Here is a 15,626-nt window from a genome sequence, read left to right on the forward strand (position 1 = left end):
ATCGTGTCCCCGTCGCGGCATCCCGTGGCTCGCCTAACTCGGGTGAGAGCCTAGATGAGGCTGAGCTCCCTTCCCTTTCGCACGGCGTCACGCCGACGGCTGACGCCCAGCTTGCGGTACACGTGCCGCACGTGGGTCTTGACCGTGTTGGCCGAAACGCTGAGCACGGTGGCGATCTCGGCGATCGACAGCATGCTGCGCAGGTACTGCAGCACGAGCGTCTCCCGCTCGGTCAACGGCTCGGCCATCTGCTCCGCGGGCACGTCGAACACGCTGGTGGCCGGCGCCGCGGCCGTCGCGGTCGCCGCCGCGCCACCCGGGGTGACCTCCGCGCCGTTCGAGGTGAAGGGCGCCGCCGCCGGGGTGAACGACCCGCCGCTCGGGATGAACGCCGCCGGCGCCTCGCCGGCCGGGCGCTCCAGCCCCAGCGGCGCCGGGGCCGGCTCGGCGCGGTAGCCGTCGCCGGGCGTCACCTCCGGCGGGGACTCCAGCAGCTCGGCGATCCACGCGCCGTGCCCGAGGAACGGCGCCCGGATGCCCTCGGGCGCGGCCAGGCGCAGCGCGTGCTCGATCTGCTCGGCGGCGCCGGCGAGGTCGCCGAGCTGCCGGAGGGACTGCGCCAGCAGTACCGCCGCGGAAACCGTCGTGACCAGAGACGGCGGCTGCGTGGCGAGCACGTCCTCCAGCGCGCGGGCCGCGGCCTGCGGCCGCCCGAGCGCGATGTTGAGCCGTGCGCCGCCGAGGGCCACCGCCGCGGACTGCGGCCAGTGGTGCGCGAGCTCGTCGAGGACGGCCCGCGCCTTGTCCAGCCGCCCCTCGGCCAGGCACAGCTCGGCCTGCAGCACCCGGGCCGTGACCTCCGCGGCCGGCGGCATGGTGCCGATCCGGCTGCCCAGCAGCGGGTCCAGCGCCTCCGCCGCGCCGGCCAGGTCGTCGGCGTCGACCAGCAGCTGCGCGAGGCTGATCGCGCCGCTGACCCAGCTGTGCGGGTCGGGCTGCACCTGCGCGGTGACGCTCTCGTCGATGTGGAACCGGGCCTCGTCGAGCTGGCCGCGGATCCGGCAGACGGCGGTGAGCACCAGCCGCGCGTAGCTGATGTTGCGCGACTCGCTGATGCCGGCGTCGCGGCTGCCGTCGAGCACCCGGCGCGCGCACGCGGCGGCCGCGGACAGCCGGCCGCGGAACAGGTGCACGAGCGCCTGCTGGCGGTTGGCCTGCACGACGAGCAGGTTGAAGCCGGACTTGCGGGCCAGCGCCGAGCCGATCTCCAACGCCGTGTCGGCGTCGTCGAGCTCGTCGTAGGCGACGCCGGAGCCGGCGAGGCAGAGGTACCCGGCCGCGCGCGCCGCGTCGGCGGCGTCGGCGTAGAGGTGCTCCCCGGCCGCCTCGTCGGTGCGCCGCAGTAGCCGCGCGGCGGCGTCGCTGGCGCGCTCGGGGTCCTCGGTCGCCATCGCCTCGGCCAGCCGCATGGCGGCCAGGATCTCGGCCTGCAGCGTGTCCGGCGACTCGCCCAGCGCACGCTCGCCCAGGCGGATGAACGCCGACATGCCGGACGTGTCGCCGGTGTCGCGGCAGCAGATCGCCAGGGCGAAGGCGAGCATCGGGCGGTCGGCGATGTCCGCCGGCGGGTGCGGCCCGGTCCGCGGCGCCATCGCGCGCGGGCCCGAGCCGCACAGCTCCGGCCAGTACTGCAGGAATAATCGTTCGGCGCTCACCCAGTCGGCGCCGAACACCGCGTGCACGACCGCGTCGCCGGGCAGCCCGTTGGCGGCGTACCAGCCGGCCGCCGCCCGGTGCAGGCCGCGCTCCTCGGCCGCGAGGGTGGTGCGCACCTCGGCGCGCAGGACCGAGCGCAGTAGGCGGCGGTAGCGGTACCACGAGTGCGAGCCGCCGTAGAAGGTCGCCAGCGCGTTGGCGCGGCTCGCCTGGGCCAGCTGCCGCGCGCCGTTGCGGCTGCCTGTGAGCGCCTCCACGAGGCCCGGGCAGACGGTCTCCACGACCGACGTGCGCAGCATGACGTCGTACACGTCGGGGTCGAGGTGCGCGAGGATCTCCCGCTGCACGTACTCGGTCAGCCCGACCTGCTCGTTCAGCCCGGCCTCGCCGGCGATGAGGTCGGTGACGATCCGCTCGGGCTCGTGCCGGCCGACCATCGCCGAGAGCGCCACGGCCACCGCCGCGGGCCAGCCCTCGGTGATGTGCCACAGCGCATAGCGGAAGTGCTGCGCCAGGCGGACGTCGAAGCGGTCGGCCAGACCCGCGATCTCGCCCTGCGAGAAGGCGAGGTGGTCGGAGCGCAGCTCGGTGAGCTGGCCGCGCACCCGCCACCGGTACAGCGACAGCGGCGGCTCGCTGCGCGCCAGCAGCAGGAAGCTGACCCGCTCGCCCAGGCGCGTCATGAGCCGCTCGAGACGGCGCAGCACCGTGCGGTTGGTGACGTTGTGCAGGTCGTCGAGGACCACCACGGCCCGCTCGTGCAGCCGGCCGTTGTTCCATGCGTAGGTGGCCGGGTCCAGGGCGATGCCGGCCTCGGTGAGCGCGCTGGTGAACTGCCGCCACGCCGCCGCGCCGCAGTTAGGCTCGAAGCGCACGTAGGCGGTGCGCCCGCGCACCCGTCCCGCCCGCAGCCAGGAGTTGGCGAGCACCGTCTTGCCCCAGCCGGTGGGCGCGCAGACGAGGGTCACGGGCTGCTCCACGGCCGCGTCCAGCTGGTCGAGCAGCCGTCCGCGCTCCAGGTGTACCCCGGGCAGGTGCGGAACCTCCCGATCGGCCACGGCTACGGCCGTGCTCGGCCGCGTCTCCAGGGGCCGGACCGTGGCGGCCCAGCCGGACGAGCCGAGGAAGCGCTCGGCGGCGTCGTTGTGCGCCAATCTGTCAAGTGTGGTCTCGCCGTGGTGGCTCGTATGCACCGTCACTCCCGAAGCCGCGGGGTTTACGACGTGCCCGGAAACTGGCACCTTTCCCTTGCTGATTGGCCATCTGTCGACGTCGAACACCTTAGAACTCGAAGCGCGTTTCGTGGAGAGCCTCATTCAGATCTATCGATCTAAGTGAACGTGGAGATCCCCCCGTTTTCCACGATTGAGCGACAGGCAGTTTGACGGTCATCGATATATTGCATGGTTGCAGCGAACACTTCGTGCGCATGCCGAGGGGCGAACAAAGGTTTTTGTCCGGTTTTGCAGTCCGCGTGACTTGTGACCGGGTAGCCGTTGACTACTGAGCGTGATGCTGGCAACGGCGGGCACCATTGCGCTTCCAGGTGTCATCTCGGCCGACACGGTCGCGGGGTCCCGTGACCCGGCGGGAGGTGCCCCAGTTGCGGATACCCTCGGCGTGTCGCCGCACGACTTACTCAGACGTGGCGCGAGCGCTACTCACTGAGCGAAGTTCTTGCCCGTTTTGCTACCTAGAATTACAAGCTTGTCATCAGTGAAACTCCTCGGAGATCAGCCTCCGATCACTCAAACCCGTGCCAATCTGCAAATTGCATCCGTGGAGAGCGCACAATTCACCACAAATCGGACAGGGTATCGAAAGGGTGACGGCAGCCAAAACGGCGAGCCCGGCTGTACTCAATTGGCGCGCGCCGCAAACAAGGCACAAATCGGGCGTTACGGGTCGGTCAGCTCGCCTGGGCGGCCGAGCCGTCCTCGGCCAGCGGCACGCCGGAGGCACGGGCGAACGACGACAGCCCCTGCATGAGCGCGGCCCGGTCGTCCGGCGACATCCGGCGCAGCACGGCGGCGATGGTCTCCTGCCGCTGCCGGCCCAGCCCGTCGAGCAGGCGGCGCGCCGTCGGGGTCAGCACCAGCCACACCTCGCGGCGGTCGCGCTCATCGGCGGTGCGCCGCAGCAGGTCCGCGGCCTCCAGCCGGTCGCACAGCCGGCTCGCCGATGACGGCGCGGTGTGCAGCGCGACGGCCAGCTGGGTCAGGTTGACCGAGCCGGCCTGGTCGACGACGCCGAGCACCCGCAGCTGGGCCGCGGACACGCCGGAGTTGTCGTTGGCCGCGCTCGTGGCGAGGACCAGCGCCTGGCCGGCCGCATCGACCAGTACTGCGGCGTTGGCGGCCGTGTCATCGGCGCCAGACGGGTGCGGTGAGGGTCGGGTCCGCACGTTGTCCTCCGTGTCTCGCGGGGGTCACGGGTCGGCTCGGGGCGACCAGTCCAGGCAGATGATCAGGGCATCGTCGGCTAGCTCCGCGCCCGCGTGGTAGTCACGAAGGCTGCGCATGACGCTGCTGATCGCCTCGGCCGGTGGCTGCAACCGGGTCGATCGTATGGCACGGCTCAACTCGCGCTCACCGAACGTCGGCTCGTTCTGCCGCACGGCGGCATGCACCCCGTCGCTGACGACGAAAAGCCGGTCGCCGGGCTCGAGCTGAGTGCGCTCCTCGACGTAGCGCGTGTCGCCGAACATGCCCAGCGGCAGCTGCGGGTCCAGGTCCACGTCGCGGACCTGGCCGCCGCGCACGAGCAGCATCCGCGGCGAGCCGGCGTCGATCATCCGCAGCTCACCGGTGCCCATGTGCAGCGACAGCAGCAGCGTCGCCACGTGCCGCGCACCGCCGTACTGCGAGAAGATCGCGTCGGCGGCCAGCACCGCCTGGTCGGCGAGGTCGCCGGGGCTGCTCTGCCCCGCCGGGATCGACCGGCGGGCGTTGCGCATGGCGTTGACCGCCAGCGTGCTCAGCAGCGCGGCGTCGAGCCCGGTGCCCATCCCGTTGAGGGCGGTCACCGTGAGCCAGTCGCCGTTGACCGACCAGTCGAAGTGGTCGCCGCAGACCGCGTAGGCCGGCTCCAGCTGCCCGGCGAACTTCACGCCCGGCTGGTCGTAGCCGCGGGCCGGCAGCAGGTCCCACTGCATCTCGGCGGCCATGGTCAGCCGGCCCGTGCGGCGGCGGTCCATGTGGTAGCGGTCGGTGCGCCGGTATGCGGCCGCCAGCGCCACCGCGAAGGACTCGGCGAGCTCCTCCAGGCGGGGGCGCTCCGAGGTCAGCCGCGCGGCGTCCAGCCCGACGCTGAGCACGCCCACGCGCTCGCCCCAGGCGGTCACCGGCAGGTGCAGCCGGGCGAACGCCTGGCCCTCGCGGGCCTCCAGCACCGGCGTCTGGCTCGCGAACGCGCGCGTTGCCGGGCCGAGCTGGTCGCCGACCGACTCGGGCGCGTCGGCGTCGGCGCCGGCCGGCGACAGGGTGGTGCTGCGATAGTCGGCCAGCCACACGGTGCTGTTCTTCGCGCCGTGGGTCGCGCTGAGGTACGCGTCGAGCGTCTCCACCAGCCGATCGGGCGGAGCGACGCGCAGTGCCTTGTCGATGGAGCCAACGCCGGACATGCGAGCCTTTCCCCAGCCTTTGCTTGCCGTATGGCAAATAATATAAGGCAGGTTCTTCGGCTCTTCAGGTACCCACTACCGGCGTCGAGCTACACCCAACGAGACCCCAACCACATCCTGGAGAACCAATCGGTGTATGAAATGTCCATACCTGCGTAGATCGGGTAGAAATACGCAAAGCAGGCGGCGACGAGCAGCACGTACGCCCCGGCGATGATCGATCCGATCAGCCGCTGGTCGCTGGCCGGGCGCAGGTGCCGCGGCGGGCCGATGATCGCGCCGAGGACGTAGACCACCGCGAGGATCAGGAACGGCTCGGACGGCAGGGCGTAGAAGTAGAACATCGTGCGGTGCTCGGGCATCTCGTTGAACCAGGGCAGGATGCCGGTCAGGGCGCCGGCCATGATCAGCCAGGCCCGGCCGTCGCGGCGCGCGATCGCGAACCAGCCCAGCGCCACCAGCGCCGGCAGGAACGACCACCACAGCAGCGGCGTGCCGAGCAGCAGGATCTCCGAGGCGCAACTGGCCGCGCCGCACGGGCCGCTCTGGTCCCAGTAGAACGCCACCGGGCGGCCCAGCAGCAGCCACTGCCAGGGCCAGGACTGGTACTGGTGCTTCGTGCTCAGCCCGGTGTGGAAGCTGTACGCCTCGACGTGGTAGTGCCACAGGTTCAGCAGTGGGTCGAACCATCGGTCGTGCGGCAGGCCGTTGGTCTCGGCGTACCAGTGCCGGAAGTAGCCGTTGTCCGACAGGAACCAGCCCCACCACGTGTTGATGTACACGACGATCGCGATGGCGAACGTGGCCAGGAACCACAGGGCGCCGTCGGTCCAGATGCCCTCCGCCACCCAGTGCTTGAACCCGGCGCTGCGGCGGGCGCTCATGTCGAACAGCACCATGGCGACCGCGAAGATCAGCACGTAGTAGACGCCGCTCCACTTCACGCCGCACGCGAGGCCCAGCGAGACGGCGCACAACAGGCGGTACCACCGGAAGCCCAGCCTCAGCCGCGGCCCCGGCCGTTCGGGGTCGTAGCCGTCCTCCAGGGCGCGCAGCAGCCGTGCCCGGCGTTGCTCCCGGTCCAGCACCAGGAAGAAGAACGCCACCACGATCCAGAACATCAGGAAGATGTCGAGCAGGGCCACGCGGGAGAGCACGAAGTGCATGCCGTCCAGCGACATCAGCAGCCCGGCCGTGCCGGCCAGGATCGTGGAGCCGAAGAGACGGTACGCAGCGATGACGATCAACAGGATCGAGATGACGCCGACGGTCACCGCCGAGATGCGCCAGCCGAAGGAGTTGTACCCGAAGAGCTGCTCGCCGATGCCGATCATCCACTTGCCGACGGGCGGATGGACCACGTACTGCGGCGTGTTGTCCTCGGGGTTCCACTCCACCCCCTTCTGGAGCAGATCCTGCGCCTCGTTGGCGTAGTAGACCTCGTCGAAGATCACTTCCTTGGGGTGCGCGAGGTTCACCAGGCGCACGAGCGCGCCGATGCCGGTGATCAGCACGGCGACCAGCCAGAAGTTCAGACTCGCGCGCGGCGGGCGGCCGAGCCGGCGGCGGACGATGTCGGGCACCGCGCGCGGCGTCGGCTCGGCGGCGGGGCTCTCCGGCTCGCTTGCTTGGGTCAGCACACCCGAGGTCATTGGGCGATCGTAGGGCCCGGGATGCCACCATCGCACATGTGCCATTGATTCTGCTCGGAGCGCCGCTGGGAAATCCCGAGGATGCGTCGCCGCGGCTGCGTGAAACGCTCGCGACGGCCGACGTCGTCGCCGCCGAGGACACCCGCCGGCTGGGCCGCCTCGCACAGTACCTCGGCGTCGAGATCCCCGGCCGGCTCGTCAGCTACTTCGAGGGCAACGAGGAGCGGCGCACCCCCGAGCTCGCCGACCTGCTGGCACAGGGGCTCACCGTCGCCGTGGTCACCGATGGCGGCATGCCGAGCGTGTCGGACCCCGGCTTCCGGCTCGTGCGCGCCGCGATCGCCCTCGGCGTGCCGGTGACCGCCGCGCCCGGCCCGAGCGCCGTCGTCACCGCGCTCGCGGTCTCCGGCCTGCCGTGCGACCGGTTCTGCTTCGAGGGCTTCCCGCCGCGGCGGCCGGGCGAGCGGCGCACCTACTTCGCCTCGCTCGCGTCCGAGCCGCGCACCCTGGTCTTCTTCGAGTCGCCGCACCGCATCGCCGACACGCTGCAGGACCTCGCGCTGGCCTTCGGCGAGGACCGCCCGGCGGCGCTGTGCCGCGAGCTGACCAAGACCTACGAGGAGGTCCGCCGCGGCACGCTGGCCTCCCTCGCCGCGGACGCCGAGTCGGCCCGCGGCGAGATCACGCTGGTCGTCGCCGGCGCGCCGCCGGCCGCCGCCGAGCGCCCCACCGACGCGGCCCTCGCCGCGGAGGTGGCCGAGCTGGTGGCGGCCGGCACCGACCGCAAGCAGGCCACGCTGGAGGTGGCCAAGCGCCACGCCCTGGCCAAGCGCGAGGTCTACGCGGCGGTCATCGCGAACAAGTAGGCCCGCCCAGCCAGGGGGCGAGGTCGGCGTCCTCCGTGTCGGACGCCCAGGCGACGTAGCCGTCCGGGCGCACGAGCATCCGCGGTGCGCCCTCGGCGGTGGCGTGGGTGAGCCGGTCCTCGTAGCCGTCCGCCTTGGCGTTGAGCAGCAGCGCCTTGCCGCCGTGGAGCCGGTCGGCCAGGCGCGTGCCGTCGGACAGCTCCAGATCGGGCGCGGTCCGGCCGGTGAGCGGGTGGTCGCCCGGCAGGTCGTAGCCCTGCCACACGCCCGAGATGCGGGTGGCCAGGTACGTCGCGCCGTCCGTCGTCCCGGCCAGGTCCGCGAGCACCCGCCGCAGCGCCCGGGCGTGCCGGTCCGGGCGCATGATCGCGATCTGGGCCCGGGTCCAGTCCAGCACCCAGGCGCCGATCGGGTGCCGCTCGGCCGTGTAGGTGTCCAGCAGGCCCGCCGGCGCCCAGCCGCGCACGGTGGCGGCGAGCTTCCAGCCCAGGTTCATCGCGTCGCCGATGCCCAGGTTCAGCCCCTGGCCGCCGAACGGGGAGTGCACGTGCGCGGCGTCGCCGGCGAGCAGGACGCGGCCCTTGCGGTAGGTGGTGGCCTGCCGCGCGTTGTCGGTGAACCGCGTGACCGTGCGGATGCCCGTCACCTCGACGTCGACCCCCGTCACCCGGCGGATTGCGCCCTGCAGCTCCGCCTCGGTGACCGGCGCGTCGCGGTCGGCCGGCCCGCCGCCGAACTCGGCGACGAGCACGCGCCCCGGCACCGGCCCGAAGGAGTACACGCCGGCGTCGGTGGCGTGCCAGCCCGGCCGCAGCCCCGACGTGCCCTCAAGGTCGGCCAGCGCCTGGTACGCCGTGATCTCCGGCTCTGTGCCCGGGAACTCGAATCCGGCGAGCTTGCGCACGAGGCTCCGCCCGCCGTCGCACCCGGCCAGCCAGCCGGCGCGCAGCGTCCCGCCGCTCGTGTGGACCACGACGGCGTCGGCCTCCTCGGCGAAGCCGGTGATCGCGACCCCGCGCCGCAGGTCGACGCCGAGCTCGAGGGCGCGCTCCTGCAGGATGGCCTCCAGCTGCTGCTGGCTCACGATCGCCATCGCACCGAGCCGGCCGGCGGCGGCCAGGCGCTCGTCGGCGGGGTCGAGGTCGGCGGCGTCGAGCATGATCCCCCCGAAGTGCCCGGCGAACTTCCGCTGCTTCGGTGCCCCGCTCTGCGGCTGGGTCTGCTGGAACGGCGGCTGGGTCTTCTGGAACGCGGCGAACGCGGCCATCGTGGTCTCGGCCGCCTCGCGCAGCGCCGGGGTGAGCCCGCGCCGCTCCAGCGCCTCGATGGTGGGCGCGTTGAGCGACCCCGCCTTGATCGTCTGGTCGATGTCCTCGCGCCGCTCCAGGACCACGACCTGCACCCCGCCCAGCGCCAGTTCGCAGGCCAGCATCAGCCCGACCGGCCCCGCGCCCGCCACTACCACGTCCACCATGTGACCCTCCCCGTACCGAAAACTTGCTGTCGCTATAAAAGTACTGCGGCAGTAAGTTTTCATCAACTATAGTTTTTCGCATGGGTGTCGAGCAGGGGCTGCGCGAGCGCAAGAAGCGCGAGACGCGCCGGTTGATCTCCGACGTGGCGACCATGCTGTTCGTCGAGCGGGGCTTCGACGCCGTGACCGTCGCCGAGATCGCGGCGCGCGCGGGCGTCGCGCCGAAGACGGTCTTCAACTACTTCCCGCGCAAGGAGGACCTGTTCCTGGACCGCCTGGAGGAGCTGTCGGCCATGGTCACCGCGGCGGTGCGGGGGAGCGGCCCGGGCGTCGGCGCGCCCGACGCGCTGCTTGCGCTGGTGCTGGACCTGCTGGCGCAGCGGCACCCGCTCAGCGGCTACGCCGAGCCGGGCTACGTCCACTTCTGGCAGGTCATCATCGACTCGCCGCCGCTGCAGGCGCGCGTGCGCGAGTACGTGCAGGAGCTCGAGGACCTGCTGGCGGCCCTGATCGCGGAGCGTTCCGGCGGTGCCGAGCCCGACTTCCGGGCGCGCTTCGCCGCGGCGGCCGCCGTGAGCGCCTATCGCACGGTCTATCTGGACGGCGCGCGCCGCGTCTTCGCCGGCGAGGACCACGAGGCGGTGGCGGCGGCCCTCGCGTCGCAGTACGCCCGCGCCTTCGATGCGGCGCAGCGGTCCATCGCCGCGTTGTAGGCCGGCGTCAGTAGGCGGCCAGGACGATGCCGGCGCCGAGGACCAGGGGCGCCAGGGCGGTCAGGCCCCAGGCGGTGAGGCGGTCGCGCAGCCGGTCGAAGCGCCACCCGCCGGTGAGCCAGGCGAGCACGATGCCGCACAGGACGATGAGGCCGAGCCCGGTCGCCCAGCGCACGCGCAGCCCGGACGGGTTGCCCGCGTATGCGATCCGCCCGCCCGGCACCATCTCGGCGTCGACCGAGGTGCCCGGCGCCGCGTCCAGCCCCATGAGTTGCGCGCCGTCAACCGTCTCGCGGCCCGGCGCGGCGAAGTCGGCGACGCAGCGGCGCAGCACACCGGAGCCCTCGCAGGCGGTGACCTCGGCGGTGCCGCGCACGCCGTGCCCCATGTCCATCCAGAAGGGTTCGGCGCTGGTCCACGCGAAGAAGCCGGCCAGCAGCGCGACGATCATCATCGCGCCCAGCCCGGCGAGCGGGCCGCGCGGTGCCCGGATCACGCGCTTGGCCGGCGGTGGCCACTGCGGCGGGCGCGCCGTTTCCAGCTTCAGCAGCGTGCCGTTCGTCGGCCACAGCGGGAAGTCGTCCCGGGTCTGCGGGAGCGGGCGACCCGGGCGCGGACGCCTCGCGGGCGTCCGGTCCGCAATGGAAATGGCGGTGGACGGCGCCCGGGTGTGGGCCGGCGGGATTCCCGCGGCCTCGCCCCGCCATCCCCGCCGGGCGGGCATTTCAGTCACTTTTGCATTGGACAACGGGCGATCGCCAACGTTTCGGACGTGCGGCGCGTGTCGGGAGAATCCCACCTGTTCGCCGAACCGCGGCGAGGGTCACTACGCTGCAGGTCATGAGTCGTGTTCTTGCCGCGGTCGCCTGGCCCTATGCCAACGGGCCGCGCCACATCGGTCACGTGTCCGGATTCGGGGTGCCCTCCGACGTCTTCAGCCGCTACATGCGGATGGCCGGCCACGACGTGCTGATGGTGTCGGGCACCGACGAGCACGGCACGCCGATCCAGGTGCAGGCCGACGCCGAGGGGGTCACGCCCCGGGAACTGGTCGACCGCTACAACCGGGTCATCGTCGAGGACCTGCACGGGCTCGGGCTGTCCTACGACCTCTTCACGCGGACCACCACCGGCAACCACTACCAGGTCGTGCAGGAGCTCTTCTCCGGGCTCTACGACAACGGGTACATCATCGCGAAGACCACGCTCGGTGCGATCTCGCCGTCGACCGGGCGCACGCTGCCCGACCGGTACATCGAAGGGACGTGCCCGATCTGCGGGTACGACAGCGCGCGCGGCGACCAGTGCGACAACTGCGGCAACCAGCTCGACCCCGACCAGCTGATCAACCCGCGCTCCAAGATCAACGGTGAGACGCCGGAGTTCGTGGAGACGGAGCACTTCTTCCTGGACCTGCCGGCGTTCGCCGAGCAGCTCAACGCCTGGCTCGACACGCGCGAGGGCTGGCGGCCCAACGTGCTGAAGTTCTCCAAGAACCTCATCGACGACCTGCAGCCCCGGGCGATCACGCGGGACCTCGAGTGGGGGGTGCCGATCCCGCTGGAGGCGTGGCGCGAGCGCGACGACAAGCGGATCTACGTGTGGTTCGACGCCGTGATCGGCTACCTGTCGGCGTCGATCGAGTGGGCCCGCCGCACCGGCGACCCCGAGGCGTGGCGGCAGTGGTGGCAGGACCCGCAGGCCGAGGGGTTCTACTTCATGGGCAAGGACAACATCGTCTTCCACTCGGTGATCTGGCCGTCGATCCTGCTCGGCTACTCGGGGCCGAAGCCGCAGGCCCTGGGCGCGCTCAACCTGCCGACCGAGGTGGTCTCCTCGGAGTACCTGACGATGGAGGGGCGCAAGTTCTCCTCGTCCCGCCGGGTCGTGATCTACGTGCGCGACTTCCTGGAGCGCTACGACGCCGACGCCCTGCGGTACTTCATCGCCGTGGCCGGCCCGGAGTCCAACGACACCGACTTCACCTGGTCGGAGTTCCGCCGCCGCAACAACGACGAGCTCGTCGCGGGCTGGGGCAACCTGGTCAACCGCTCGATCTCGATGGCCGCGAAGAACTTCGGCGAGATCCCGGCGGCCGGCGAGCTGACCGCCGAGGACACCGCGCTGCTCGCCTCGGTCCGGGCCGGCTACGACGGCGTCGGGCAGCTGCTCGCCAAGCACCGGCAGAAGGCGGCGATCACCGAGGCCATGCGGGTCGTCGGCGAGGTCAACAAGTACTTCTCCGACCAGGCGCCGTGGAAGCTCAAGGAGGACAAGGCCCGCATGGGCACGGTCCTGCACGTGGCACTGCAGGCGGTCCGGGACTGCAACACGCTGCTCACGCCGTTCCTGCCGCACGCCGCGCAGCGCATCCACGAGCTGCTCGGCGGCACCGGCGTGCACGCCCCGATGCCCGAGATCCGCGAGGTCGAGGACCTGGACACCGGGCGCACGTATCCGGTGCTGATGGGCGACTACACCGTCGGCGCCAAGTGGGAGCACGTCGAGATCGTGGCGGGCACGAAGCTCGAGGCGCCCACCCCGGTGTTCAAGAAGCTGGACGAGTCGATCGTCGAGGAGGAGCTGGCCCGGCTGCAGGGCTAGAGCTGGTACCAGTGATCGCTCTCGTGGGCGTCGACCACCTCGTTGGCCGGCGCCCACGCCTCGTACAGGCCCCGCTCGACGCAGTGGGCGCCGAGGCGGGCGACCTGATCGCCGTCCGGGCGGGACAGGCGCAGCCGCAGCCAGTCGCCCTCCTGCCGGATGACCGTGCAGCGGGCTTCGCGCCAGGTGGCGCGGGGCACGCGGCGGGCCAGGGTCTCCAGTGGGTAGCGCGCGGCGCGGGTCTTCGCCGCCACCCGGAACTCGCCGGGCGGGTCGACGATCGCCTCGAAGACGTTTTCGCGGTACGTGCCGATGTAGCGGGTCAGCGGCGTGTCGACCGGGAAGTACTCCTGGTCGGACTGGCTGGGCAGCAGGTGACGCCACTGCGGGCCGTGCATGCGGCTCCATGCGCGCTGCTCGGGCAGGTACGTGTACAGCGTCACCTCGGTCCCGTCGCCGGTGTAGGCCACGAGCGAGGTGTTCGCCGGCACCGGCAGCTCGGCCAGGTCGGCGGTGACGAACTCGGGCACGATATGCCGGCCGCTGGGCGCGAAGCCCGTGCCGATCACCGGCGGGCCGAGCCGGTCGTGCGGCGGCATCGTGACGAGGCCGCCGTAGTTGCCGGCCAGCGGGACCTCGTAGTCGTGCGCGTCCACGGCGCGCCAGCGCACCGCGAAGACCACCTCGCCGCTCGACTCTCCCGACAGGATCGCCAGGTCCTCGGGGGTGCGCAGGTGGGCAACGTCGAAGGCGCGGTAGCAGAAGCCGCTGATCGGCCAGCCCTTGAGGTACCCGTGCAGCTGCCGCCCGGAGAGAAACTTGATCATCCGGGTGCCCCGGCGCACGACCGCGGTGCGGCGGATCGGCGCCAGCGCGCCCGCGGCTGACGGCGTCTGGCTCAGCCGGTGGATCGTCGCCCAGTCCAGCGCCCGCGTCACCGGCATCAGCAGCGGCTCGTCCTCCAGCCCGTCGAGGGCCGAGGCGACCTCCGTCGCGTGGATGAAGCGGCGGTACGGCCATCGCGCGCCCGGCCGGGGGTTGGGCAGAAAACCGGGTCCCGGCTGGGTCGCATACACCTCGTATGCTGCCCCCTGCGCGATCTCCTCGGCCGGGTAGGCGACCCCATCGATGGTCACGCTGTGGGTCGCGGACCCTTCCGCGTGTCCGATTACCGTCACTTCCGTGACGCTAGGGGCGGGTGGTTGTGTGGAGGTGAACGGCGCGTTAACGGCAAATCGAGGGTGGCATGCTTGAGCCCGATGAGTGCGAGAAAACACAGTCGCCAGGGCGCATTCCCGCCCGCACCCGACCCGTTGCCGGTCGCGGTGCCCGACAGCCACACCCACATCGACATCACCCTCGAGGGTGACAGCGCCGATGGCCCGTCCACTGTCGAGGAGGCCATCGGGCTCGCCGCGGCGGCCGGCATCGACCGGCTGGTGCAGGTCGGCGTCGACGTCGAGTCGTCCCGGTGGGGCGTCGAGGTCGCCGAGCGGCACCCGGCGGTCGTCGCGACCGTCGCGCTGCACCCCAACGACGCGCCGCGGCAGGCCGACCTCGACGCAGCGCTGCGCGAGATCGAGCGGCTGGCCGCACACCCGCGGGTGCGCGGCATCGGCGAGACCGGGCTGGACTACTTCCGCACCGGCGAGGACGGGCGCAAGGCGCAGCACGAGAGCTTCCGGGCGCACATCGCGATCGCCAAGCGGCACGGCAAGACGCTGGTGATCCACGACCGCGACGCGCACGACGACGTGCTGGCTGTGCTCGACGAGGAGGGCACGCCCGACCAGGTCGTCATGCACTGCTTCTCCGGCGACGAGGAGTTCGCCCGCGAGTGCCTCGACCGGGGCTTCCTGCTGAGCTTCGCCGGCACCGTGACCTTCGGCAACGCCGCGCACCTGCGCCGGGCGGCGGCGATCACCCCGCTGGACGGGCTGCTGGTCGAGACCGACGCGCCGTTCCTCACGCCGATGCCGTTCCGCGGCCGCCCCAACGCCTCCTACCTCATCCCGCTGACCGTGCGCGCGCTGGCCGAGGTCACCGGGCACGACCTCGACGCGCTGTGCGCCGCCCTCTCCGCCAACGGCGACCGAGCCTTCGGCGGTTGGGCGTGACCCTGCTGGGCCCGGCCGACGTGCGGCAGCTCGCCGAACGCCTCGGCATCCGGCCCACCAAGCAGCTCGGGCAGAACTTCGTGCATGACCCCAACACGGTGCGCCGGATCGTGCGGGCCGCCGAGCTCGCCCCCGACGACGTGGTGCTCGAGGTCGGGCCCGGGCTGGGCTCGCTCACGCTGGCGCTACTGGAGAACGGCAACCGGGTCTGCGCGGTGGAGATCGACCCGCCGCTGGCCGGGGCGCTGCCGGAGACGGTCGGGAAGTACGCGCCGGAGCACGCCGACCGGCTGACCGTCATCGCCGGGGACGCGCTGCGGGTGGAGCTGTCCGGCGTCGCGCCGACGGCGCTGGTGGCCAACCTGCCGTACAACGTCGCCGTCCCGGTCGTGCTGCACCTCCTGGCGACCGTGCCCTCGCTGCGGCGGGGCCTGGTGATGGTGCAGAAGGAGGTCGCCGATCGGCTCACCGCGGGGCCCGGTTCGCGGGTCTACGGCGTGCCGAGCGTGAAACTTGCGTGGTACGCGACCTCGCGCCAGGCGGGCAAGGTGCCGGCCTCGGTCTTCTGGCCGGTGCCCAACGTCGAGTCCGGCCTGGTCGCATTTACCGTCCTTGGTGACGATAAATCCGACATACCCACGAGGCCGGAGACGTTCGCGGTGGTCGACGCGGCGTTCGCGCAGCGGCGCAAGACGCTGCGGGCCGCCCTTGCCGGGTGGGCCGGCGGGCCCGTCGAGGCCGAACGCATCCTGCGCGCCGCCGGGGTCGACCCCAAGCTGCGCGGCGAACAGCTCACCGTGGAGGACTTCACGCGCATCGCGAGCCAGCGCCGGCGGGCGGCGGCGTCCGGGTAGGGTGCAGC

12 protein-coding genes are annotated in these 15,626 nt (G+C 72.0%); 5 read left to right on the top strand and 7 right to left on the bottom strand.

All coding sequences use genetic code 11. The features are described from left to right. Positions 1-50: 50 nt before the first annotated feature. The 4 genes from ABD901_RS11405 to ABD901_RS11420 form a co-directional block, all read right to left on the bottom strand. Positions 51-2,870: a winged helix-turn-helix domain-containing protein gene (locus ABD901_RS11405; protein ID WP_345124210.1), complete on the bottom strand. Its 2,820-nt coding sequence runs from the start codon at positions 2,868-2,870 to the stop codon at positions 51-53. 755 nt (positions 2,871-3,625) lie between these two features. Further along, a complete protein-coding gene (locus tag ABD901_RS11410) occupies positions 3,626-4,120 on the bottom strand; it encodes a MarR family transcriptional regulator (RefSeq protein ID WP_345124212.1) in 495 nt (164 codons plus the stop codon). Between the two features lie 24 nt (positions 4,121-4,144). Beyond that, positions 4,145-5,338, bottom strand: a complete 1,194-nt coding sequence (locus ABD901_RS11415; RefSeq protein WP_345124215.1) for a PP2C family protein-serine/threonine phosphatase — start codon at positions 5,336-5,338, stop codon at positions 4,145-4,147. 89 nt (positions 5,339-5,427) lie between these two features. Continuing rightward, on the bottom strand, positions 5,428-7,035 hold the full coding sequence (locus tag ABD901_RS11420) for a dolichyl-phosphate-mannose--protein mannosyltransferase (RefSeq protein ID WP_380136986.1): 1,608 nt from the start codon (positions 7,033-7,035) through the stop codon (positions 5,428-5,430). Here ABD901_RS11420 and rsmI point away from each other — a divergent pair. Beyond that, the gene (gene rsmI / locus ABD901_RS11425) at positions 7,029-7,856 is read left to right on the top strand and encodes a 16S rRNA (cytidine(1402)-2'-O)-methyltransferase (RefSeq protein WP_425556680.1); all 828 of its coding nucleotides are present in this window, start codon (positions 7,029-7,031) and stop codon (positions 7,854-7,856) included. The two genes, ABD901_RS11420 and rsmI, sit on opposite strands and share 7 nt — an antisense overlap. On the opposite strand, the gene ABD901_RS11430 is transcribed toward rsmI, so the two are convergent. Further along, entirely contained in the window at positions 7,840-9,330 is a 1,491-nt protein-coding gene (locus ABD901_RS11430) for an FAD-dependent oxidoreductase (protein ID WP_345124220.1), read from the bottom strand. The genes rsmI and ABD901_RS11430 overlap by 17 nt on opposite strands. A gap of 80 nt (positions 9,331-9,410) precedes the next feature. Between ABD901_RS11430 and ABD901_RS11435 the strand changes: the two genes are divergently transcribed. Next, on the top strand, positions 9,411-10,043 hold the full coding sequence (locus tag ABD901_RS11435; protein WP_345124222.1) for a TetR/AcrR family transcriptional regulator: 633 nt from the start codon (positions 9,411-9,413) through the stop codon (positions 10,041-10,043). 7 nt (positions 10,044-10,050) lie between these two features. Here the strand turns inward: ABD901_RS11435 and ABD901_RS11440 are convergent, their stop codons facing one another. Further along, positions 10,051-10,776 (bottom strand): hypothetical protein, encoded by a 726-nt coding sequence (locus ABD901_RS11440; protein WP_345124224.1) that lies wholly within the window; start codon positions 10,774-10,776, stop codon positions 10,051-10,053. Between the two features lie 107 nt (positions 10,777-10,883). Between ABD901_RS11440 and metG the strand changes: the two genes are divergently transcribed. Then, the gene (gene metG, locus ABD901_RS11445; protein WP_345124226.1) at positions 10,884-12,647 is read left to right on the top strand and encodes a methionine--tRNA ligase; all 1,764 of its coding nucleotides are present in this window, start codon (positions 10,884-10,886) and stop codon (positions 12,645-12,647) included. On the opposite strand, the gene ABD901_RS11450 is transcribed toward metG, so the two are convergent. Beyond that, positions 12,644-13,825, bottom strand: a complete 1,182-nt coding sequence (locus ABD901_RS11450; protein WP_345124229.1) for a hypothetical protein — start codon at positions 13,823-13,825, stop codon at positions 12,644-12,646. The genes metG and ABD901_RS11450 overlap by 4 nt on opposite strands. 81 nt (positions 13,826-13,906) lie before the next feature. On the opposite strand from ABD901_RS11450, the gene ABD901_RS11455 reads away from it, so the two are divergent. Beyond that, the gene (locus ABD901_RS11455; RefSeq protein ID WP_345124231.1) at positions 13,907-14,764 is read left to right on the top strand and encodes a TatD family hydrolase; all 858 of its coding nucleotides are present in this window, start codon (positions 13,907-13,909) and stop codon (positions 14,762-14,764) included. Then, positions 14,755-15,618 carry a 16S rRNA (adenine(1518)-N(6)/adenine(1519)-N(6))-dimethyltransferase RsmA gene (gene rsmA, locus ABD901_RS11460; RefSeq protein WP_345124233.1) on the top strand — a complete coding sequence of 288 codons (864 nt, stop codon included), beginning with the start codon at positions 14,755-14,757 and terminating at the stop codon, positions 15,616-15,618. Before ABD901_RS11455 ends, rsmA begins: the two co-directional genes overlap by 10 nt. The last annotated feature ends 8 nt before the right edge of the window (positions 15,619-15,626 follow it).

Source organism: Dactylosporangium darangshiense (genome assembly GCF_039537565.1).
GTDB classification, from domain to species: domain Bacteria; phylum Actinomycetota; class Actinomycetes; order Mycobacteriales; family Micromonosporaceae; genus Dactylosporangium; species Dactylosporangium darangshiense.